Below are 21,507 nucleotides of genomic sequence, written 5' to 3'. Positions count from 1 at the left end.
TAACTGTAACAAAATAACAATACCTCAGACAGGTAAATATAGCGCGTTGCGACGGATCATTTAAGTCCGCAGCACGTTATGGAAAAGGGTTTTACATTGACTGACACTACCCGACAGTATCTGACAGGTGAGGGGGAGAAGGGCACAGAGGGAGAAAAAAGGCAGGTTGGGGAAGAAAACCTGCCTTAAGTGGAATTTATTTGCTGTTCAGCAAAGGCGGATCGAGATGAACAACCGGGTTTTCTGAATAAAGATAACGGTCTACGTTAAACTCGAAATCATCACTGGTGGCGCGGAAAAGCATTTGTTTGGTGTTTTCCAGATGCTGCCACATCGCCAGCTTGGCGGCGTGCGGATCACGACGGATCAACGCTTTGAGGATCAGATCGTGTTCCTCACACCAGCTTTCGATCGACTTCTCGTCGATGTGTTCATGCAGCTTGCGCCAGTAAGGGTTATGCAAACGCTGACTCCACATCTTCTCGACGATGGTGGCCAGTGCGTTGTTTTGCGTAGCCTGCGCGACCTGCACATGGAACTTCAAATCCCACTCAGAATCACGGAAGCGGTCTTCCTGCCGGGCGTGTTCCTGAATTTCCATCAGACGCATGATGTCCTGCTTGGTCACCTGCGTGGCGGCGAATTCAGCGATATTACTTTCGATTAACTGGCGTGCCTGCAACAACTCAAACGGACCGGCGGTGCCAAACTCGCTGCCGCAATCGGGCACGACAAGATGACGCTGCTGGTTTGACATCACATGAATTCCCGACCCTTTACGCACTTCTACATAACCTTCCACTTCCAGCATGATGATCGCTTCGCGCACCACGGTGCGGCTGACATCCATTTCATCCGAAATCAGACGTTCGGCAGGCAGCTTCTCGCCAACCGGATATAAACCTGTTTCGATGCGTTCCTTGAGCGTGGCAGCCAGTTGTTGATATAGGCGTCTGGTGTCTGTGGATTCCATATGAGTGCTCTTTAAAGTAGTGAAACCTGTAAGAAGTGAGTGTCGGACAGACCTGTGAACTTATTATACAAGTACCAGTATACGTTTTACGAAAGGTTGATGCACCGTGCATTAGCCAGAAAGGAGTGGGAGAAATGTCAGAAAAAAGCAAAGCCCGGTAAAGGATCTTACCGGGCTGATAACCGTGGATCAGGCTTTCGCAGCGTGCAGCGTAGCCGGTTGAGGTTCGACGGCTGAGCGGTTTTGCAACACAGTCCAGATGATGATGGCACCGAGCAGGTCGAAGACCGCAAGGGCTGCAAACAGCGGGCTGAAGCCGATGGTATCGGCCAGCGCACCCACCACCAGAGCGAACATGGTACTGGCCATCCAGGCCGCCATACCGGTCAGACCGTTGGCAGTCGCCACTTCGTTACGTCCGAACACGTCAGAGGAAAGCGTGATCAGCGCGCCGGACAGTGACTGGTGAGCAAAACCACCGACACACAGTAAAGCGATAGCGGCGTACGGGCTGGTGAACAGGCCGATCATGCCAGGGCCGATCATCAGTACCGCACCCAGCGTCACCACCATTTTACGGGAGACGATCAGGTTCACTTTGAAGTATTTCTGGAACAACGGTGGCATATAACCGCCGAGGATACAGCCGAGGTCAGCAAACAGCATCGGCATCCAGGCAAACATCGCGATTTCTTTCAGGTTAAAGCCATACACCTTGAACATGAACAGCGGGATCCAGGCGTTGAATGTCCCCCAGGCTGGTTCAGCCAGAAAACGTGGCAGCGCAATGCCCCAGAACTGACGGTTACGCAGGATCTGCCAGGCAGACATTTTCTTGCCGTTGTCGGTCTGATGCTGTGCTTCCTGACCTTCCAGAATGTATTCACGCTCTTCAGGGCTGAGTTTCTTTTGATCTTTAGGATGCTTGTAGAAGACCAGCCAGCTCAGTGCCCAGATCAGGCTCAGCGCACCGGTAATGATGAAGGCTAACTGCCAGCTGTGCATCACGATACACCAGACGACCAGCGGCGGCGCAATCATCCCGCCGATAGAGGAACCGACGTTGAAGTAGCCGACGGCAATAGAACGTTCTTTTGCCGGGAACCATTCGCTGCTGGCTTTCAGACCGGCAGGGATCATTGCGGCTTCCGCCATACCGACCGCACCGCGGGCGATGGCCAGGCCACCCCAGCTGCTTGCCAGCGCGGTCGCCATACAGAAGACGGCCCACATCACGGCGAACATGGCGTAACCGACTTTGGTGCCCATGACGTCAAGGACATAACCGGCCACCGGCTGCATCAGGGTATAGCATGCGGAATAGGCGGCGATAATATAAGAATATTGCTGTGTGGTGATGTTCAGCTGGCTCATCAGCGTTGGCGCTGCGGCGGCAATGGCGTTACGTGTTAAATAACCTAATACAGTGCCGCATGTGACCAGTGCGATCATGTACCAGCGTAACCCTTTAATCTTACCCATTTAACTCTCTCCCAGTAAATAATCCGGCGATGACAGCGTCAGGCTGTCAGGGCGTATTTCTCACCACCTGTACAAGCATGGGGTTCTGGCTTTCCTTAACGTGTTTTCCGGGAATGTCGCCGCCAGATGATTTCACTGGGAGCTGCCCGTGCTATTACGCACTGCGTTATTGTTATCTGTGCGTAAGTGTCCGATGAACGTCCTGAACACCAGAATTACTGCTTCACCAGGGGCGGAGTGCGCCAGGGAAGTGTTTTGCCCGGGCAACAGCGAAAGGACGTGGCAGGTAATCTCTGACGCTCTTGTCCGGGCGATGCAAAGATAACTTGTCATACAGATTTAAAATTTGAATGACATCACAAAACCACATTTAAATTGTGTGGTTACTTAACTTTTTTAACTACAGGCTTATTTACTTGATTTTACAATGAAAAGTGCCTTTCGTTTGATCGGCTTCACACTTTTCCGCCCATGAGTAACAATGACAACCTGATTATCGAAACGTAATTGGTGTAACAACTTTACGAAACGATCACATTTAAAACGAACAGTTAATGAACGACCTTATTTGTTCGCTTATGAGAAAGAGGCTGTACAACGAATGAACGAACCGATCGCCTGCGCCTTGCTGTGCGGCGATCTGCCCTGGCAGGGAAGACGGCGGGACGGGGCCAAAGGCGCTATAAAGCCGAAATAAAGCGACAACGGGGCTTTTGTCACATTTGGTACGAATTAACTTGTCATACAGATTTAAAGTTTGAGTAACATCACAAAATGACACTCTAATTGTGAGGATAATACGCACCAGTACCTGATGGTGATAAAGCCATTATTTTACAGCGAATTAGTTTGGGTTTTTGGAATGAAATCAGGCGTTTTAGCGGCTTTGCTGCGTTAAAAAGTACTGGACGATAGCTTAAATTGGTGTGATAACTTCGCACCATTGAGTGACAACTCTACAGAATTGATGATGAGGAACTTAAGATGGCGCAGTTTTTAACGGAAGACTTCCTTCTTGACACTGAATTCGCACGTCGCCTGTATCACGACTACGCGAAAGATGAGCCCATTTTTGACTACCACTGCCATTTGCCACCTGAGCTGATTGCGCAGGACTACAAATTCAAAAACCTGTATGACATCTGGCTGAAAGGCGATCACTACAAATGGCGCGCGATGCGTACCAATGGTGTGCCTGAGCGTATGTGTACCGGTGATGCCAGTGACCGTGAAAAATTTGATGCCTGGGCTGCAACGGTTCCTCACACGATCGGTAACCCGCTGTACCACTGGACGCACTTAGAACTGCGCCGTCCGTTCGGTATCACCGGAAAACTGCTTTCTCCGTCTACGGCGGGCGAAATCTGGGAACGCGGTAATGAACTGCTGGCGCAGGATCAATTCTCTGCCCGCGGCATCATGAAACAGATGAACGTGAAAATGGTCGGCACCACCGATGACCCGATCGATTCGCTGGAACATCATAAAGCTGTCGCACAAGATGCCGGTTTTGACATTAAAGTGCTGCCAAGCTGGCGTCCGGATAAAGCCTTCAACATTGAAGCGGCCACGTTCGTGGATTACATGAAGAAACTGGAAGCGGCGGCTGACGTCTCTATTACCCGTTTCAGCGATCTGCGTGATGCCCTGAAAAAACGTATGGATCACTTCGCGGCGCACGGTTGCAAAGTGTCTGACCACGCGCTGGATGTGGTGGTGTACGGCGAAGCGGATGACGCCACGCTGGACGGCATTCTGGCCCGTCGTCTGAACGGCGAAACGCCAACTGCGCAGGAAATTGCCCAGTTCAAAACCGGCGTGCTGTTGTATCTGGCTTCTGAATATCAACGTCGTGAATGGGTACAGCAATACCACATTGGCGCGCTGCGCAATAACAACACCCGTATGTTCCAGCTGATTGGTGCAGACGTCGGTTTCGACTCCATTAACGACCAGCCGCTGGCAGAACCGCTGTCCAAACTGCTGGGCGCGCAGGGTCTGGCCGGTGGCCTGCCAAAAACTATCCTGTATTGCCTGAACCCGCGTGATAACGAAGTGATCGGCACCATGGTCGGTAACTTCCAGGGCGAAGGGATGCCGGGCAAAATGCAGTTCGGTTCCGGCTGGTGGTTTAACGATCAGAAAGACGGCATGCAACGTCAGATGACCCAGCTTGCCAATCTGGGCTTACTGAGCCGTTTCGTCGGCATGCTGACTGACAGCCGCAGCTTCTTGTCCTATACGCGTCATGAATATTTCCGTCGCATCCTGTGCCAGATGATCGGCCGCTGGGTGGAAGATGGCGAAGCACCGGCAGATATCGAACTGCTGGGCAGCATGGTGAAAAATATCTGCTTCGATAATGCCAAACAGTATTTCCAGATTGAACTGAACTGATCTGCAAAAACTGAGCTTCATAGATTAAGTAGTTCGACGGAGCGCAGGTCCCTGCGCTCCTGAAATAAACACTGTAATAACAACTAACTATCCCAACAGAGAACGACGGCCACGGGGCATTTTTCCCGCCCTCAAAGACCGGAGTCTGAGCAAATTAAGGTGAATGTGAGATGCAAAGGTTAAATCGCCGTGACTTCCCTGGCCGTCAACATCCGGACAAAATTATCCAGTTTGGTGAAGGTAACTTTTTGCGGGCGTTTGTTGACTGGCAAATCGACCTGCTGAATGAACACACCGATCTGGATGCCGGGATCGTGGTCATTCGCCCGATTGATACCGACTTCCCACCTTCACTGAGCACGCAGGATGGTCTGTATACCACCATCATCAGCGGCCTGAACGAACAGGGTGAAACGGTGCGTGATACCCGCATCATCCGTTCCGTTAACCGCGAAATTAATATTTATCATCAGTTTGATGAGTATCTGGCGCTGGCCCGCGACCCGAATATCCGCTTCGTGTTCTCCAACACCACCGAAGCCGGTATCAGTTATGTAGAAAGCGATCGCCTTGAAGATGCGCCTCCGGCCAGTTTCCCGGCCAAACTGACCCGTTTGCTGTTTGAACGTTTCACGCATTTCTCCGGTGCGGCCGATAAAGGCTGGGTGCTGCTGCCTTGCGAACTGATCGACTATAACGGTGAAGCATTGCAGGAACTGGTGCTGCGTTACGCGCAACAATGGGCGTTGCCTGCGGCCTTCACGCAGTGGCTGGAAAACAGCAATACATTCTGTTCGACGCTGGTTGACCGCATCGTGACCGGTTATCCGCGCAGCGAAATTGACAGCCTGCAGGAAGAACTGGGCTATCAGGACAGCTTCTTTGACAGCGCCGAGCACTTCTACCTGTTCGTCATTCAGGGGCCAAAAAGTCTGGCTCAGGAACTGCGTCTGGACAAACTGCCGCTGAATATCCGTCTGGTTGACGACATCAAACCGTACAAAGAACGCAAAGTGGCGATCCTCAACGGCGCGCACACCGCGCTGGTGCCGGTGGCCTTCCTGTCAGGGCTGAATACCGTGGGCGAATCCATGAATGATCCGCAGATCAGCCGCTTTGTGGAACTGGCCATTGCCGAGGAAATCTCGCCAGTGCTGGATCTGCCGCAGGATGAACTGACGTCCTTTGCCCAGGCGGTACTCAGCCGTTTCCGCAACCCTTTCATTCAGCATCAGCTGCTGTCGATTGCCCTGAACGGCATGACCAAATACCGCACCCGTATTCTGCCGCAACTGCTGGCGAGTCAGGAAAAGAACCAGATGCTGCCTCCGCGTCTGACCTTTGCGCTGGCGGCGCTGCTGGCGTTCTACCGTGGCGAGCGTCACGATGAAATCTATCCGTTGCAGGACGATGCACACTGGCTGAGCCGTTTCTCCGAACTCTGGGGCGATGTGCGCAGTGGCAGTCTGCCGCTGATCGGGCTGGTGGAAACCGTGCTGGCCGATGAAGAACACTGGGGACGTGACCTGAACACCGTGCCGGGTCTGACTGCCAAAGTCACCGAACAACTGCAGGCGATTGAAGACCGTGGCATGCGCGATGCGCTGGCGGCTTACAGCTAAGAGAGCGATCTATGCAAAGTATCATTCAAATTCATACCGCTGATAACGTTGCTGTCGCGCTGCGCGACATCGAAGCAGGCGAGCAGGTTGAAGCAGGCGGTTACACCGTCGTCCTGCCGCAGCCTGTGGCCCGTGGTCATAAATTCGCCCTCCGCCCGATTGCGGCGGGGGAGAACATTGTTAAATACGGTTTGCCGATCGGGCATGCGCTGGCGGCCATTGAGCCGGGTGTGCATATCCACTCGCAAAACGGCAAAACCAATCTCAGCGATCTGGACGAATACCAGTATCAGCCGGATTTCGCCAGCTTGCCGGAACAGATGGCAGATCGCGATATACAGATCTTCCGTCGTAAAAACGGACAGGTGGGGATCCGCAATGAATTGTGGCTGATCCCGACGGTGGGTTGCGTCAACGGGATCGCCCGTCAGATCCAGTCACGTTTTCTGAAAGAAACCAATGACGCGGAAGGCATCGATGGCGTTTTCCTGTTCACCCATCCGTTCGGTTGTTCACAGCTGGGCGACGACCATGTGAACACCCGCACCATGCTGCAAAACATGGTTCGTCATCCGAACGCGGGCGCGGTGCTGGTGATCGGCCTCGGTTGTGAAAACAATCAGGTGGACGTGTTCCGCGACACGCTGGGCGACGTTGACGAAGAGCGCGTGCGTTTCATGACGCTGCAAAAATTCGACGACGAAGTGGAAGCCGGTCTGGAACGTCTGCGCGAGCTGTATGCCGTGATGCGTGACGATAAACGCGTGCCGGGCAAACTCAGCGAACTGAAATTCGGTCTGGAATGTGGGGGGTCTGACGGCTTGTCCGGGATCACCGCCAACCCGCTGCTCGGCCGCTTCTCCGATTATGTGATCGCTAACGGCGGTACCTCCGTACTGACCGAAGTGCCGGAAATGTTTGGCGCGGAACGCATTCTGATGAGCCGCTGCCGTGATGAAGGCACGTTTGAAAAAACCGTTCACATGGTGAATGATTTCAAACAGTACTTTATCGAGCATAACCAGCCGATTTATGAGAATCCGTCTCCGGGTAACAAAGCCGGTGGCATCACCACGCTGGAAGAAAAATCCCTCGGCTGTACGCAGAAAGCCGGTCAAAGCCCGGTGATGGACGTGCTGAAATACGGCGAACGTCTGACCACGCCGGGTCTGAACCTGCTGAGTGCGCCGGGTAACGACGCCGTCGCCACCAGTGCGCTGGCCGGTGCCGGATGCCATATGGTGCTGTTCAGTACTGGCCGCGGTACGCCATACGGTGGTTTTGTGCCGACGGTGAAACTGGCGACTAACAGTGAACTGGCGACCAAAAAACCGCACTGGATCGATTTTGATGCCGGACGCCTGATCCACGATGTCAGCATGGATCAACTGCTGGGTGAATTTGTGGATCTGATCGTGGCGATCGCCGATGGGCGCAAAGCCAAAAACGAACTCAATGATTTCCGCGAATTAGCCATCTTTAAAAGCGGTGTCACATTGTAACCGGTCAGGTTTATCGTTAGGATGAAACGGCGTTTCAGTTATGAAGCGCCGTTTGCTTTTGCAGCGCAAGAACTCCACGTATGAGACTCCTGACAAATGACGTATTACTGGTTTGCCCAGTCAGTTGGTGTTGTGGCCTTCATGGTCGGCATCACGATGTTTTTCAACCGCAGCGACCGCCGCTTTAAACAACAACTTTCTGCTTACAGCGCCATTATCGGCGTGCATTTCCTGATGATGGGTGCTGCGCCTGCGGGCATGAGCGCCTTACTCAACTCTCTGCGCACGCTGATTTCCCTGCGTACCCGTAACCAGTGGATCATGGTAATTTTCATCGTCCTGACGCTGGGATTAGGGCTAAGCCGCGCCCATCACTGGGTGGAGCTTTTGCCGGTCGGCGCCACGGTAGTCAGCACCTGGGCGCTGTTCCGCACCAGCGGGCTGACCACGCGATGCATAATGTGGTGCTCAACCTGCTGCTGGGTGGCGCACAACATCTGGCTCGGCTCGATCGGTGGCTCACTGATCGAAGGCAGTTTTCTGGTGATGAACGGTTTTAACATCATCCGCTTCCGTCGCCTGCAACTGCGCGGCATCGACCCGTTTGAGGTCGAGAAGAAGATAGTCCAGAAAATGGATGAAAATAAAGCAGAATAACAATGAGATCCACGATTGTGGATCTCCCTCGTAAACTTTTCCTGCAACGGTGTAAGCCGTTAAGTTTATTTCGATCCGTCCTGGAAATAAAACTTCCCCTGGTTGCCAACCTGACGTTATTCGTTAAATTCCTTCCCGAATATATTTTAACTTTGTACAAAATATCGGGAGAGCTATGCCTGTTCAGCTAAGTGACCAGTTTAACGAATTGCAGGAAAATGGTTTTCATTACCAATCATTCAAATTTATGATAAATGGATTTCCTTTTATCATGGTGTTTTTTGAAATAATGAGAAGTCATCAGGAATATCTCGCGGAAAGAGAAAATGAAATCGGAGTCATCATTCCGCAAGGCAGTTACGACGTTAAATTCGATAGACAACATAATGTGGATAAGAAAGAATACTACCAGCCTGCAACGCCTGATGAGCAGCTTAACATCAGAGGGATGGCGGCGCTGGGACTGGCTTTAGAAATGATTCTGGAAATGCATATTGAAAGATATCATTCACGATTCTTTCTGGCCGTTGCCGATAATCCGCGACTTAAACGTTTCTACGACAGGTTAGTCAGCAAAAAGAGACACTCACAAAGATATACCATCATGACAAATATAGGATATGGAGGAAATGGATATGCCATCACTGCCCACTATTGAGCAATACCGTGCAATGACATTACGCGAACGTCAGATCCTGAGTATGGAGTTATTTAAATCCGCCTATGATAAGAATATGGCGGAAATGAATAAGCTGACTGAAACAGACCGGCTGGATCAGCAATAAAAGTCTGGTATGTAAACTGCACTGAAATAATAACGGATCCCTGTTACATCCCTTTGTTAAACGCCGTCAGCCCGTTGCAGCAGACCCTTGCACCTGATGGCGTCTCTTTTCCCCTTTATTTTGAATCTGCTCACAGATTGAAGTAATAGTCTGCCGTTTATCCTGATATTGATTCTTTCCCTCTTCTGGCCTCGTTGACAACTTCCGGTCTCAGGAGTAGTTTTCTTTTTCGTGGGAGCGGTCCCACGGAAAAGGGAAAAATCATGGACGTTATTCAGGGATTACTGAAAGAGATATACGCGGGAAAACTGTCAGCCGTATTTTTAGACGATCTCATTACACGTATTGAGGTCGCCAGAAAGCAGATAGGGTATTCTGCCAAGCAGGGCTGGGATGAAAATGATGTGGTATTGATCACTTATGCCGATCAGTTCACGCAAAAAGATAAAAAGACACTTTCCGTATTTAACGCCTTCTATCAGCAATATCTGGGCGATGTTTTTAATATCGTTCATCTGTTGCCCTTTTACCCTTATTCGTCTGATGATGGTTTCTCGGTAATGGATTATCAGCAGGTTAATCCGGTCGCGGGCGGCTGGGATGATATCCGCGCACTGGGACAGTCGACCCGGCTGATGTTTGATTATGTCTGTAACCATATTTCCGCTGGCAGCGAATGGTTTAAACACTATCTGGCAGGCAATCCTAAATATGAAAATTATTTCCTCAGCCTTGACGCGAATACGGATTTATCTGCGGTGACCCGTCCGCGCAGATCGCCACTGTTAACGCCTTTTTGCGTTGATAATGGCGAAACCCGCCACGTCTGGACCACCTTTAGCGCCGACCAGATCGACCTGAATTTTGCTCATCCGGACGTATTGCGCGACATGCTTGATGTGCTGCTCAGATACCTGTCGGAAGGCGCGGAATATGTGCGTCTCGATGCGGTAGGCTATATGTGGAAAACCCCTGGCACCTCCTGTATTAATCTGCCTGAAACGCATTTACTGGTGAAGTTATTCCGCGCGGTGGTGGATTATGTTTCGCCGGGCACGGTGATTATTACCGAAACCAACGTGCCGCATCAGGACAACATCAGTTACTTCGGCAACGGATTTGATGAAGCGCAGATGGTGTACCAGTTCCCGCTGCCACCGCTGGTTTTGCATGCCATTCACAGTGAAAATGCCACCACGCTCGCCCGCTGGGCCGCTGACCTTGATGGCTGTACGCCCGCCACTACGTTCTTTAATTTTCTCGCCTCCCATGACGGCATTGGCCTGAATCCGTTGCGCGGATTATTGCCGGAACCGGAGATCCTCCGGCTGGTCGATGCGCTGCAACAGGAAGGCGCGCGGGTGTCGTTTAAAAATAATCCCGATGGCAGCAGCACCCCGTATGAAGTCAACGTCACTTATATGGATGCGCTAAACCGGCAGGGCGATCACGACGATTTACGCCTGCGACGCTTCATGCTGGCACACGCCATTTTACTGGCTTTTCCCGGCGTCCCGGCGTTGTATATCCAGAGCATTCTCGGTTCGCGTAATGATATTGAAGGCATGGAAAGTGCCGGGCATAACCGGGCCATTAACCGGCAGAAATATGATATCGCCCACATTGAGCAGGCATTATCCGAACCGGATTCATTACGCGCCCGGGTATTTCGTGCCCTGAAAGCGTTAATCGCCTGCAGAATAAAACAACCGGCATTTCATCCTTCCGCACCGATGCAGGTCATGGATTATGGTGACTCTGTTTTTGCCTTTATTCGTGGCCGTGGCCGCGATGAAATAATGTGTCTGTTTAATGTTTCCGGTAAAAAAGTGGAGGCTGAAATTCCTGCCGGACATTATCAGATATTACCGGATAATGAAGGGTGGCAGTGCGAAGGGGAAATAATTCTCGAGCCATATCAGGCTGTCTGGCTACGTCGTTAATTTAGTTTTCGCTTAATTTATTCCAGTGACAGGGTGTTAATTTTCACGGCCAGTGCTTGCGGCTGGCTTAAAAACAGCAAAGGAGATGTTCATGAATATAATAATGAGCCGTAAATATATCCTTATGACCCCGCTATTATTATCTGCGTTATGTTTATCGGCCTGTGATGAAGCCAGAGAAAAACAGGTCACGATTGAATTTATGCATTCCTCGGTAGAACAGGAACGGCAGGTGGTCATTAATCAGCTGATCGCCCAATTCGAAAAGGAAAATCCGCAGATCATTATCAAACCGGTGCCGGTGGAAGAGGACGCCTATAACACCAAAGTGATTACGCTGGCCCGAACCGGTGCACTGCCTGCGGTCATCGAGGTCAGCCACGATTACGCCAAAGTGATGGATCAGGAACAGCTGATTGACCGCGATGCCATCAGGCAGGTGATCGACGGCATTGGCGCTGACCAGTTCTATCCCGGCGTATTGCGTATCGTGCGCACCGAAGAAGGCCAGCATTACACCGGCGTGCCGATCCACGGCTGGATACAGGGGATCTGGTACAACAAATCGCAACTGGCCGCAGCCGGATTTTCTGCGCCGGAAAACTGGCAGGACGTTACCCGTATTGCCACGGCGTTTAATCATCCCGCACAGAAAAAATACGGTATCGCCTTACCGACCGCAGAAAGTGTGCTGACTGAACAGGCTTTCTCGCAGTTTGCGCTTTCCAACGACGCCAACGTCTTTGATGCGCAGGGGAAAATCACCGTCGATACGCCGCCCATGCAGCAGGCACTGGATTACTACCGGCAGCTCGCGACTTTCTCCATGCCCGGCTCCAATGACGTCATGGAAATCAAAGACGCCTTTATGAACGGCACCGTGCCGATGGCGATTTACTCCACTTATCTTCTCCCGGCGGTATACAGCGAAGGTAAAGCGGCCGATCTCGGGTTTGCTGTACCGACCGAAAAATCCAAAGCCGTCTACGGCACCATCACTTCCCTGACCATTTCTAACGGGCTGGATGCGCCGGAACGTGAAGCCGCTGAACAGTGGGTCAGTTTCCTGGAGAAACCGGATAACGCCACGGCGTGGGTACTGATGTCGCCGGGTGCGGCGCTGCCGGTGACCAAAGGCGTGACCGGTAATGCCATCTGGCAAAACAATCCGGTGATCAAAGCCTTTGGTACGTTGCCACAAATGCTGGTGAACGAGTTCGCCAACGTGCAGGTGTTCGGCTCCGTCGGGGAGAAAAACTTCGCGGCGATGGGGGATATCACCGGCTCGGCCGTACTCAGTGAAATGCTCAATGGCGTGACCGTCGGGAAAAAGGATCCGCAGCAGTCGCTGACGGAAGGGCAAAAGCGTATCGAAGTCCTGATGCAAAAACGCTAAGTGCAGGAGCCTGAACCTCAGGGAAGATCATGAAATCACGTAAATTTAACCATTCTGATGGCCGTTTCGCGCTGCTTCTGCTCGCCCCCAGTCTCTTTTTGCTGGGGCTGCTGGTGGCCTATCCGATGCTGTCGAATATTCAGATCAGCTTTCTGCAAATCCCGCTGAATCCGCGTCTCGATAACCGGTTCGTTGGTCTGGATAACTACCTCAGTATTCTCACCGATCCGGGTTTTTATCACTCGCTGTGGATTACGTTCTGGTACACCGCGCTGGTGGTGACGGGCAGTACCGGGCTGGGGCTGGGTGTCGCGCTGTTTTTTAACCGTGAATTCCGCTTTCGTAAAACGGCGCGTTCGCTGGTGATTTTGTCCTACGTGACGCCTTCTATTTCGCTGGTGTTTGCCTGGAAATACATGTTCAACAACGGCTACGGCATTGTGAATGTGATCGGTGCGGATATGCTGCACCTGTTCGACGATGCCCCGTTGTGGTTCGACAATCCGGTCAGCAGTTTCGTGCTGGTGGTGCTGTTCGCCATCTGGCGCTATTTCCCCTACGCCTTTATTTCGTTTCTGGCGATTTTGCAGACCGTAGACAAATCGCTGTACGAAGCCGCAGGCATGGACGGCGCTAACGCATGGCAGAAATTCCGCATCGTGACGCTGCCCGCCATTATGCCGGTGCTGGCTACGGTGGTGACCCTGCGCGCCATCTGGATGTTCTACATGTTTGCCGACGTTTATTTGCTGACCAACAAGGTCAACATTCTCGGTGTGTATCTCTACAAAACCGCCTTTGCATTTAACGATTTAGGCAAAGCTGCCGCCATTTCCATGGTGCTGTTTGCCCTGATCTTTATCGTTATCCTTCTTGCCAGAAAACGGGTGAATATCAATGGCAGCAACTAACCGCAAGATCCTGCGCAAAGCGGGCTTTTATGCCAGCCTGCTGATTTTTCTTGGCGCGATGTTATTTCCTTTTTTCATCATGCTGATGACCTCGTTCAAAAGCAGCAAAGAGGCGATTTCCCGCCATCCGACGCTGTTCCCGCAGGAGTGGGATTTCCATCATTACGTGGATATTTTCAATCCGCAGATTTTCCCGTTCCTCAGTTACTTTAAAAACAGCCTGACCGTGTCGGTGCTGGCCTCCGTGATCGCCGTGTTCTTTGGCATCCTCGGGGCTTACGCCTTATCGCGGCTGCGGTTTAAAGGGCGGGTCACCATCAATGCCAGCTTTTATACCGTCTACATGTTTTCCGGCATTTTGCTGGTGGTGCCGCTGTTCAAGATTATTTCGACACTCGGCCTGTATGACACCACCACCGCGCTGGTGATCACCATGGTGGTTCAGACATTACCGACGGCGGTGTTCATGCTGAAAAGCTATTTCGACACCATTCCCCACGACATTGAAGAGGCGGCGATGATGGACGGCCTTAACCGGCTGCAAATCATTTTCTACATCACCGTGCCGCTGGCGATCTCCGGCATCATTTCGGTGTTTGTGTACTGCTTTATGGTGGCCTGGAACGACTATCTGTTCGCCTCTATTTTTCTCTCCAGCTCGGCCAATTTCACCCTGCCTGTCGGCCTGAACACCCTGTTCAGCACGCCGGATTATGTCTGGGGAAGAATGATGGCCGCCTCGCTGGTGACCGCGCTGCCGGTGGTTCTGATGTACGCGCTTTCGGAGCGGTTTATCAAAGGCAATCTTACTGACGGCGGCGTAAAAGGCTGACGTTAACGACTCACATTGACGTAGTAACGATGAAGGAATATCTGATGAAAAAACTGGTCGCAACCCAGCCGCGTGTGGCTGAACTGATGGATTATGAGGACCGCCCGGTCGCGGCGCATGAAGTCAAAATTCGCGTGAAATTTGGCGCGCCGAAACACGGCACCGAAGTGGTGGATTTTCGCGGCGTCAGCCCGTTTATCGACGAGGAGTTTTCGGCGGAATGGGGAATGTTTGTCCCGCGTCCCGCGGATGCGCCGCGCGGTATTGTGTTCGGCGAATTCCAGCTCGGCAACATGGTGGTCGGTATTGTGTGCGAAAAGGGCAGCGAGGTGACGGATTACGCACTCGGAGATGAGGTGTGCACTTACGGCCCGCTGAGCGAAACGGTGATCGTCAACGCGGTGAACAACTACAAATTACGCAAAATGCCTGCCGGTGCCTCATGGAAAAACGCCGTTTGTTATGACCCGGCGCAGTTCGCCATGAGCGGGGTGCGCGACGGCAATGTCCGCGTAGGGGATTTCGTGGTGATCGTCGGGCTGGGCGCTATCGGGCAGATCGCCGTGCAACTGGCGAAAAAAGCCGGGGCCAGCATCGTGATTGGCGTCGATCCGCTGGAAAAACGCGGCGAGATTGCGCTGAAAAACGGCGCGGATGCGGTGTTTAACCCGATCGGCACGGACATCGGGCTGGAGATCAAAAAGCTCACCGGTAAGCAGGGGGCGGACGTGATCATCGAAACCAGCGGCAACGCTCAGGCCTTACAGGCGGCGCTGCGGGGGATCGCTTATGGCGGCACCATCTCCTATGTCGCCTTTGCCAAACCTTTCGCCGAAGGCTTCAACCTCGGGCGCGAAGCGCATTTCAATAACGCCAGAATCGTCTTTTCCCGCGCCTGCAGCGAACCCAATCCTGATTACCCGCGCTGGAGCCGTAAACGCATCGAAGAGTCCTGCTGGGAACTGCTGATGAACGGCTACCTCAACTGTGAAGACCTGATCGACCCGGTGGTGACGTTCAGCAACAGTGCGGAAAGCTACATGACGTACGTCGACCAACATCCCGATCAGAGCATCAAGCTCGGCATCACTTTCTAAAAGGACTCAGACATGAAAATCGGCACACAAAATCAGGCGTTCTTCCCGGAAAACATTCTGGAGAAATTCAAATTTATTCAGGCAATGGGTTTTGACGGTTTTGAAATCGACGGCAAATTGCTGGTCAGTCATCTGGATGACGTGAAGGCCGCCATCGCGCAAACCGGTCTGCCGGTGATCACCGCCTGCGGCGGCTACGACGGCTGGATCGGTGATTTTATCGAAGAACGCCGCCTGAACGGGTTACAGCAAATTACCGCCATTCTGGAAGCGCTGGCGCAGGTCGGCGGTAAAGGGATTATCGTGCCTGCCGCCTGGGGCATGTTTACCTACCGTCTGCCGCCGATGACCTCGCCGCGCAGTCAGGCGGGGGATCGTCTGGCGGTCAGCGCCTCGCTGCGGGAACTGGACAACGTGGCTAAACGCACCGGCACCACCGTGTATCTCGAGCCGCTGAACCGCTATCAGGATCACATGATCAATACGCTGGCCGACGCGCGCCGTTATATCGACGAAGGCGGCCTTGAGCACGTCAAAATCATCGGTGATTTCTACCATATGAGCATTGAGGAAGATTGCCTCAGTGCCGCGTTCCATCAGCAGCGCGACCTGCTCGGCCATGTGCATATTGCGGATAACCATCGTTACCAGCCGGGCAGCGGCTGCATTGATTTTGGCCGCGCGTTTGCGCAGCTGAAAGATGATGGCTACGACGGCTATATCGTCTACGAATGCCGCGTACGGGCGGAGGATCCGGCGCAGGCTTATCAGGATTCACTGACTTATCTTCGCACTTTACTCTGACGGACAGACCGTAAAATGGAATTTATAACGAAACCGGCAGGCGCCTTGAAAGTGGCGCTGATCGGTGCCGGTCAGGTGGCGGAAAAGGTCCATGCGGCCTGCTACCGGCCGCTTCCCGGCGTTGAACTGGTGGCGGTGGTGGATTGTGATGCCGCCCGCGCTGAGGCGTTTGCCGGGCGCAACGGCGTCGCCCGTGCTTATACCTCGCCGGAAGACATGCTGGAGGCTGAACGGCCTGACATCGTCAGCATCTGTACGCCCAACCTGTTCCATCATCAGCAGGTGATCACCGCATTGCAGCATGGCTGCCATGTGTTCTGTGAAAAACCGCCCGCCATGACCGCCGCGCAGGCGCTGGAAATGTGGCAGGCGGCGGAACAGGCCGGAAGGCTGCTGGCCTATGATTTTCATCACCGTTTCGCCGAGGATGCGCGCATTTTGCGTCAGAAAGTGGATGAAGGCGAACTGGGCGACGTCTATGTCACCACCGCCCGGGCATTGCGCCGCTGCGGCGTGCCCGGCTGGGGGAATTTCATTGATAAAACCCAGTCCGGCGGCGGGCCGCTGATCGACATCGGTATTCATATGCTGGATGCCGCGATGTACGTGCTCGGCTTTCCGGCGGTGCGCAAAGTCACCGCGCAGATGTTTCAGAAAATCGGCCACCGCAAAAGTGAAGGGCAGTTCGGCAGCTGGGACCCGCAGAAATACAGCGTGGAAGATTCGGTGTTTGCCGCCATTGAGTTCTGCAACGGCGGGCTGCTGCGGCTGGAAACCGCATTTGCGCTGAACATTCAGCCGCAGTCGGTGATGAACGTCGAGTTTTGCGGGGATAAAGCCGGGGCCACGCTGTTTCCGGCGCAGGTGTATACCGATGACAAAGGCGAACTGGTGACGTTATTCCAGCGTGAGGTTGCTGACGATCAGCGCCACCTGCGCAGCGTTCAGGCGTTTGTGGCGGCAGTGCGCGGGGAAAGGGTCAGTCTGGCGGATGCGGAACAGGGATACCGGATCCAGCAACTGGTGACGGCCATTTATGCGTCGGCAGAATCGGGGGAGAGTGTGTATTTATGATCCAGACTCAGATCCTGCACGAAGCGCCTTTTTCACCGCATCGCCTGAACAAATACGCCAGCCTGCATGCCTGCGGCAACGGACGGATCGGCATTCGTGGCTGTCATGAGGAAGCCTATACCGATCAGCAACGGGGCATGTTTGTTGCCGGTTTTTATCACCGTGCCAATGCCACGGAAGTCACCGAACTGGTGAATCTGCCGGATATTACCGGCATGCGCATTGAGCTGGATGGCGAAAGTTTATCGCTGCTTTCCGGCACGCTGGTGTCTTATCAGCGCGAGTTGCGCACCATGAACGGCGAGCTTTACCGCGAACTGGTCTGGCAGTCGCCCGCCGGTCAGCGGTTCAGAATCGAAACCCGCCGTTTCGTGGCGCTTTCGCCGCTGGCGCTGGTGGCCTGTCGTTTAACCGTGACCGCGCTGGACGCCGCCGCGCATCTGGGCGTCAGTACCGGTATCGACGCCACGCAGACCAACAGCGGCAGACAACACCTGAACGAGCGATCGGTGCGGGTGTTCGATCAAAACGTGCTGCAGGGTGGGTATGACACGACCGACGGGCAGCAACAGGCGATGATCACCAGCCAGTGCCGGATCCCGTCCGGTGCCAGCAGCAGTTTTTCCGCCAAAAATCGCCGGTTGCTGCAACATATCAGCCTGCCATTACCGGCGGGGGAAGCGGTCACGCTGGAAAAATTCAGCTGGATTGCCACCTCGCTCGACGCGGATTTTCTGCCGGAAAGTGACTGGTCGTCACGTTGCCTGGCGTCGCTTTCTGCCTGCGCGCAGCAGGGCTACGGCCATCTGCTGATGGAAAATACCCGTCACTGGCAGCATTACTGGCAGGATTCTCGCGTGTGCGTGACGTCCGATCATCCGCAGGATCAGCGCGCGCTGGATTTTGCGCTGTATCACCTGAAGCTGATGATCCCGGCGCATGATGCGCGTGCCAGCGTGGCGGCGAAAGGGCTGACCGGCGAAGGCTACAAAGGGCATGTGTTCTGGGATACCGAAATATTTATCCTGCCTTTTGCGCTGCTGAATGCGCCGGAACAGGCGCGCAAACTGCTGGAATACCGTTACCTGAATCTGACGCAGGCGCAGGAGAAAGCCCGTCGCAGCGGTTATCAGGGCGCGCTGTTCCCGTGGGAATGCGCCTTCAGCGGTGAAGAAGAAACGCCGGAATTCGCCGCCATTAACATCCGTACCGGACAGCGGCAACGGGTGGCATCGGCAATGGCCGAGCATCATCTGGTGGCGGATATCGCCTATGCCACGGTGGGCTATTTTCAGGCCACGCACGACCGCGAATTTATGCAGCAAATGGGGCTGGCGCTGCTGAAGGAAACGGCGCTGTTCTGGATGAGTCGTGCGCAGCGGCGGGGTGACCGGCTGGACATTCTCAACGTGATTGGTCCGGATGAATACACCGAACACGTTGATAACAATGCGTTTACCAATTATATGGCGCACGACAATGTGCAGGCCGCCTGCCGTTATCTGCGTGAATGTGATCAGCAGGATGCCGCGTTTCTGGCGCAGGCAGAGGATTTTCTGGCGCATCTGTATTTACCGCAGCCGGATGAACAGGGCGTGATCGCTCAGGATGATACCTTCTTCAGCAAGCCGCAGTGCGACCTGACGGCCTATAAATCGCAGCAGGGCACACAGGCCATCTTGCTGGATTATTCCCGTGCTGAAATCAACGAGATGCAGGTGCTGAAACAGGCCGATGTGGTGATGCTGATGCATCTCTTGCCGGAAAAATTCACCTCCGGTTGCCTGTCCGCCAACCTCGCGTTCTATGAACCCCGCACCATTCACGATTCCTCCCTGAGCAAATCGGTACACGGGATTGTTGCCGCACGAAGCGGGCAGACGGCGCAGGCATTGCAGTTTTACCGCGAGGCCTGTCGTATCGATCTGGGTGAGGAACCGCATTCTTCTGACGACGGCATTCATGCCGCAGCGACGGCGGCCATCTGGCTGGGCGCAGTGACGGGGTTTGCCGGGCTGACGTATCAGTCGGGGGAACTGCATTTCCGGCCCTCGCTGCCGCCGGGCTGGTCGCGGTTGCAGTTCCCTGTGCGCTGGCGCGGTGCGTGCCTGACGGTGTGTCTGGAACCGCAGCAGTTCATCCTCAGCAAAACGGACGCGCAGCCGCTGACGGTCCGCATCAACGGCACGGCCCACACCTTTACGGAAAGCCTCGTACTGAAAGGAACGCATGATGAAAACTGACACTCTGCCGCGCGCCGTCATTTTTGACCTCGACGGCGTCGTGGTCGATACCGCCCATCTGCATTTTCTCGCCTGGCAGCGGCTGGCGCAGCGTATCGGCATCCACATTGATGCGGCGTTTAATGAACAACTGAAAGGCGTCAGTCGTCAGGGTTCACTGGCGCGCATTCTGGCCGCAGGGGGAAAAACGCAGAGGTTTACCCAGGCAGAATGCGAAAGCCTGGCGACGGAAAAGAACGCGGATTACGTCGGATTACTCGCCGGACTGACCCCTGCCGATATTCTGCCGGGCATCGGCGACCTGCTGCGCGCGCTGCGTCAGCACGGGATCCTCACCGGTCTGGCTTCCGCTTCACAAAATGCCCCGCAGGTGCTTGCGGCGCTGGGGTTACAGCCGGCATTTGATTATGTGGCTGACAGCGGGCAGATCACGCATTCGAAACCGCATCCGGAAATTTTCCTCACCGTGTGTGATGCGCTGAACGTCGCGCCGCAACAGGCGGTGGGGGTTGAAGATGCGCAGGCGGGGATTGATGCATTACGGGCCGGAGGCATTTTCGCCATCGGTATCGGCGCCACGCTGGAAGGGGCAGATTACCGTCTGGATTCCACCGGGGCCTTGTCGCTGGCCGTTATCGGGCAACAGTGGGCGCGCCATCAGGCTGACATTTAAGGAAAAATTATGGCTCAGATTTCACTGCAACATATTCAGAAGATTTACGACAAGCAGGTTCACGTGGTGAAGGATTTCAATCTGGAGATCGCGGATAAGGAATTTATCGTGTTTGTCGGGCCGTCCGGCTGCGGTAAATCCACCACTTTGCGCATGATTGCCGGGCTGGAGGAGATCTCGTCAGGCGAGCTGCTGATTGACGGCGTGCGCATGAACGACGTCGCGCCGAAAGATCGCGAAATCGCCATGGTGTTTCAGAACTACGCGCTGTATCCGCATATGTCCGTTTACGACAACATGGCGTTTGGCCTGAAACTGAGAAAGATTGCGCCGGAGGAGATCAGTCAGCGGGTGGAATATGCCGCACAGATCCTCGGGCTGAAGGAGTATCTGGCGCGACGTCCGGGCGCGTTATCCGGCGGCCAGCGTCAGCGCGTGGCGCTCGGGCGCGCGATTGTGCGCGATGCCAAAGTCTTTTTAATGGATGAACCGCTGTCGAATCTCGATGCCAAGCTGCGGGTTCAGATGCGTGCCGAAATCAGCAAGCTGCACCATAAACTCGATACCACGATGATTTATGTCACCCACGATCAGACCGAAGCCATGACCATGGCCACGCGGATTGTGGTGATGAAAGACGGCGTGATCCAGCAGGTCGGCGCGCCGAAAGCGGTGTATAACCATCCGCAAAATATGTTTGTGGCCGGTTTTATTGGATCGCCTGCGATGAACTTTATCCGTGGCGCGCTGGACGATGACTGTTTCGTCACTGAAAGTCTGCGCATTCCGGTGCCGGAAGAGCCACTGGCGACACTCAATGCACAAGGTTATCAGCGTAAGCCGCTGGTACTCGGCATCCGCCCGGAAGATATCGCCGGTGCGGATCCGCAGAACGCCCATTTCGACGCGCGTATTACCGTGGCGGAACTGACCGGCGCGGAATTTATGTTGTATTGCTCGATTGGCGGCCATGAATTTGTCTGCCGCTCAAATGCCAATACCGATTATCAGGCCGGACAATTATTATCCATGCGCTTTGATATGGCGAAATGTCATTTCTTCGATTGTGATTCTGAAGACGTTATTTCCGATTTTTAAAAGAGGTTACCCGTTGTC

General features: G+C 53.8%; 18 protein-coding genes. 16 read left to right on the top strand and 2 right to left on the bottom strand.

Annotated elements, in window-relative coordinates:
- Positions 1-196: 196 nt before the first annotated feature.
- Both exuR and EDF78_RS13415 read right to left on the bottom strand, forming a co-directional pair.
- Positions 197-973 carry a transcriptional regulator ExuR gene (gene exuR / locus EDF78_RS13420; RefSeq protein ID WP_095924453.1) on the bottom strand — a complete coding sequence of 259 codons (777 nt, stop codon included), beginning with the start codon at positions 971-973 and terminating at the stop codon, positions 197-199.
- Positions 974-1,162: 189 nt separating this feature from the next.
- Positions 1,163-2,455 carry an MFS transporter gene (locus EDF78_RS13415; protein WP_095924454.1) on the bottom strand — a complete coding sequence of 431 codons (1,293 nt, stop codon included), beginning with the start codon at positions 2,453-2,455 and terminating at the stop codon, positions 1,163-1,165.
- A 984-nt stretch (positions 2,456-3,439) separates the two neighbouring features.
- Between EDF78_RS13415 and uxaC the strand changes: the two genes are divergently transcribed.
- The 16 genes from uxaC to ugpC all read left to right on the top strand — a co-directional run bounded on the left by uxaC (position 3,440) and on the right by ugpC (position 21,489).
- Positions 3,440-4,852, top strand: coding sequence for a glucuronate isomerase (gene uxaC / locus EDF78_RS13410; RefSeq protein ID WP_119822431.1), 1,413 nt, complete (start codon positions 3,440-3,442; stop codon positions 4,850-4,852).
- Positions 4,853-5,022: 170 nt separating this feature from the next.
- Positions 5,023-6,474, top strand: coding sequence for a tagaturonate reductase (locus EDF78_RS13405; protein WP_133823282.1), 1,452 nt, complete (start codon positions 5,023-5,025; stop codon positions 6,472-6,474).
- Positions 6,475-6,485: 11 nt separating this feature from the next.
- On the top strand, positions 6,486-7,976 hold the full coding sequence (locus EDF78_RS13400) for an altronate dehydratase family protein (protein ID WP_133823281.1): 1,491 nt from the start codon (positions 6,486-6,488) through the stop codon (positions 7,974-7,976).
- A 96-nt stretch (positions 7,977-8,072) separates the two neighbouring features.
- Positions 8,073-8,633: a YgjV family protein gene (locus tag EDF78_RS13395; RefSeq protein WP_095924458.1), complete on the top strand. Its 561-nt coding sequence runs from the start codon at positions 8,073-8,075 to the stop codon at positions 8,631-8,633.
- A gap of 175 nt (positions 8,634-8,808) precedes the next feature.
- Entirely contained in the window at positions 8,809-9,291 is a 483-nt protein-coding gene (locus EDF78_RS13390) for a hypothetical protein (RefSeq protein ID WP_133823280.1), read from the top strand.
- Positions 9,269-9,418 carry a hypothetical protein gene (locus EDF78_RS25595; RefSeq protein ID WP_165772355.1) on the top strand — a complete coding sequence of 50 codons (150 nt, stop codon included), beginning with the start codon at positions 9,269-9,271 and terminating at the stop codon, positions 9,416-9,418. Before EDF78_RS13390 ends, EDF78_RS25595 begins: the two co-directional genes overlap by 23 nt.
- 263 nt (positions 9,419-9,681) lie before the next feature.
- Complete coding sequence (locus EDF78_RS13385; protein ID WP_133823279.1) at positions 9,682-11,361, top strand: sugar phosphorylase; 1,680 nt, start codon at positions 9,682-9,684, stop codon at positions 11,359-11,361.
- A gap of 103 nt (positions 11,362-11,464) precedes the next feature.
- Positions 11,465-12,757 carry an extracellular solute-binding protein gene (locus tag EDF78_RS13380; protein WP_205948425.1) on the top strand — a complete coding sequence of 431 codons (1,293 nt, stop codon included), beginning with the start codon at positions 11,465-11,467 and terminating at the stop codon, positions 12,755-12,757.
- A 29-nt stretch (positions 12,758-12,786) separates the two neighbouring features.
- On the top strand, positions 12,787-13,668 hold the full coding sequence (locus EDF78_RS13375) for a sugar ABC transporter permease (protein WP_095924461.1): 882 nt from the start codon (positions 12,787-12,789) through the stop codon (positions 13,666-13,668).
- Positions 13,655-14,500, top strand: coding sequence for a carbohydrate ABC transporter permease (locus EDF78_RS13370; protein WP_133823278.1), 846 nt, complete (start codon positions 13,655-13,657; stop codon positions 14,498-14,500). The genes EDF78_RS13375 and EDF78_RS13370 overlap by 14 nt, the downstream gene beginning before the upstream one ends.
- 44 nt (positions 14,501-14,544) lie before the next feature.
- A complete protein-coding gene (locus tag EDF78_RS13365; RefSeq protein WP_133823277.1) occupies positions 14,545-15,597 on the top strand; it encodes a zinc-binding alcohol dehydrogenase in 1,053 nt (350 codons plus the stop codon).
- A gap of 12 nt (positions 15,598-15,609) precedes the next feature.
- Positions 15,610-16,401: a sugar phosphate isomerase/epimerase gene (locus tag EDF78_RS13360; protein ID WP_133823276.1), complete on the top strand. Its 792-nt coding sequence runs from the start codon at positions 15,610-15,612 to the stop codon at positions 16,399-16,401.
- 15 nt (positions 16,402-16,416) lie between these two features.
- Positions 16,417-17,475, top strand: coding sequence for a Gfo/Idh/MocA family oxidoreductase (locus tag EDF78_RS13355; RefSeq protein WP_133823275.1), 1,059 nt, complete (start codon positions 16,417-16,419; stop codon positions 17,473-17,475).
- Positions 17,472-19,718, top strand: a complete 2,247-nt coding sequence (locus EDF78_RS13350; protein ID WP_133823274.1) for a glycoside hydrolase family 65 protein — start codon at positions 17,472-17,474, stop codon at positions 19,716-19,718. Before EDF78_RS13355 ends, EDF78_RS13350 begins: the two co-directional genes overlap by 4 nt.
- Positions 19,708-20,391 carry a beta-phosphoglucomutase gene (gene pgmB, locus EDF78_RS13345; RefSeq protein WP_133823273.1) on the top strand — a complete coding sequence of 228 codons (684 nt, stop codon included), beginning with the start codon at positions 19,708-19,710 and terminating at the stop codon, positions 20,389-20,391. The genes EDF78_RS13350 and pgmB overlap by 11 nt, the downstream gene beginning before the upstream one ends.
- 9 nt (positions 20,392-20,400) lie before the next feature.
- Positions 20,401-21,489, top strand: coding sequence for a sn-glycerol-3-phosphate ABC transporter ATP-binding protein UgpC (gene ugpC, locus EDF78_RS13340; RefSeq protein WP_133823272.1), 1,089 nt, complete (start codon positions 20,401-20,403; stop codon positions 21,487-21,489).
- Positions 21,490-21,507 lie beyond the last annotated feature (18 nt).

It is taken from the genome of Rahnella sp. BIGb0236 (genome assembly GCF_004364755.1).
In the GTDB taxonomy this organism is placed as follows: Bacteria; Pseudomonadota; Gammaproteobacteria; order Enterobacterales; family Enterobacteriaceae; genus Rahnella; species Rahnella victoriana.
Note: the sequence above shows the minus strand (reverse complement) of the source record. Positions and strands in the feature narration are given on the sequence as shown.

Excerpts from the sequence above, each read along its gene's own strand:
- EDF78_RS13380 (WP_205948425.1), top strand. The coding sequence starts at position 11,465 with ATGAGCCGTAAATATATCCTTATGACCCCGCTATTATTATCTGCGTTA.
- EDF78_RS13355 (WP_133823275.1), top strand. The coding sequence starts at position 16,417 with ATGGAATTTATAACGAAACCGGCAGGCGCCTTGAAAGTGGCGCTGATC.
- exuR (WP_095924453.1), bottom strand. The coding sequence starts at position 973 with ATGGAATCCACAGACACCAGACGCCTATATCAACAACTGGCTGCCACG.
- EDF78_RS13375 (WP_095924461.1), top strand. The coding sequence starts at position 12,787 with ATGAAATCACGTAAATTTAACCATTCTGATGGCCGTTTCGCGCTGCTT.
- EDF78_RS13385 (WP_133823279.1), top strand. The coding sequence starts at position 9,682 with ATGGACGTTATTCAGGGATTACTGAAAGAGATATACGCGGGAAAACTG.
- EDF78_RS13360 (WP_133823276.1), top strand. The coding sequence starts at position 15,610 with ATGAAAATCGGCACACAAAATCAGGCGTTCTTCCCGGAAAACATTCTG.
- pgmB (WP_133823273.1), top strand. The coding sequence starts at position 19,708 with ATGAAAACTGACACTCTGCCGCGCGCCGTCATTTTTGACCTCGACGGC.
- EDF78_RS13350 (WP_133823274.1), top strand. The coding sequence starts at position 17,472 with ATGATCCAGACTCAGATCCTGCACGAAGCGCCTTTTTCACCGCATCGC.
- EDF78_RS13400 (WP_133823281.1), top strand. The coding sequence starts at position 6,486 with ATGCAAAGTATCATTCAAATTCATACCGCTGATAACGTTGCTGTCGCG.
- EDF78_RS13405 (WP_133823282.1), top strand. The coding sequence starts at position 5,023 with ATGCAAAGGTTAAATCGCCGTGACTTCCCTGGCCGTCAACATCCGGAC.
- EDF78_RS25595 (WP_165772355.1), top strand. The coding sequence starts at position 9,269 with ATGCCATCACTGCCCACTATTGAGCAATACCGTGCAATGACATTACGC.
- uxaC (WP_119822431.1), top strand. The coding sequence starts at position 3,440 with ATGGCGCAGTTTTTAACGGAAGACTTCCTTCTTGACACTGAATTCGCA.
- EDF78_RS13365 (WP_133823277.1), top strand. The coding sequence starts at position 14,545 with ATGAAAAAACTGGTCGCAACCCAGCCGCGTGTGGCTGAACTGATGGAT.
- EDF78_RS13370 (WP_133823278.1), top strand. The coding sequence starts at position 13,655 with ATGGCAGCAACTAACCGCAAGATCCTGCGCAAAGCGGGCTTTTATGCC.
- EDF78_RS13390 (WP_133823280.1), top strand. The coding sequence starts at position 8,809 with ATGCCTGTTCAGCTAAGTGACCAGTTTAACGAATTGCAGGAAAATGGT.
- EDF78_RS13415 (WP_095924454.1), bottom strand. The coding sequence starts at position 2,455 with ATGGGTAAGATTAAAGGGTTACGCTGGTACATGATCGCACTGGTCACA.
- ugpC (WP_133823272.1), top strand. The coding sequence starts at position 20,401 with ATGGCTCAGATTTCACTGCAACATATTCAGAAGATTTACGACAAGCAG.
- EDF78_RS13395 (WP_095924458.1), top strand. The coding sequence starts at position 8,073 with ATGACGTATTACTGGTTTGCCCAGTCAGTTGGTGTTGTGGCCTTCATG.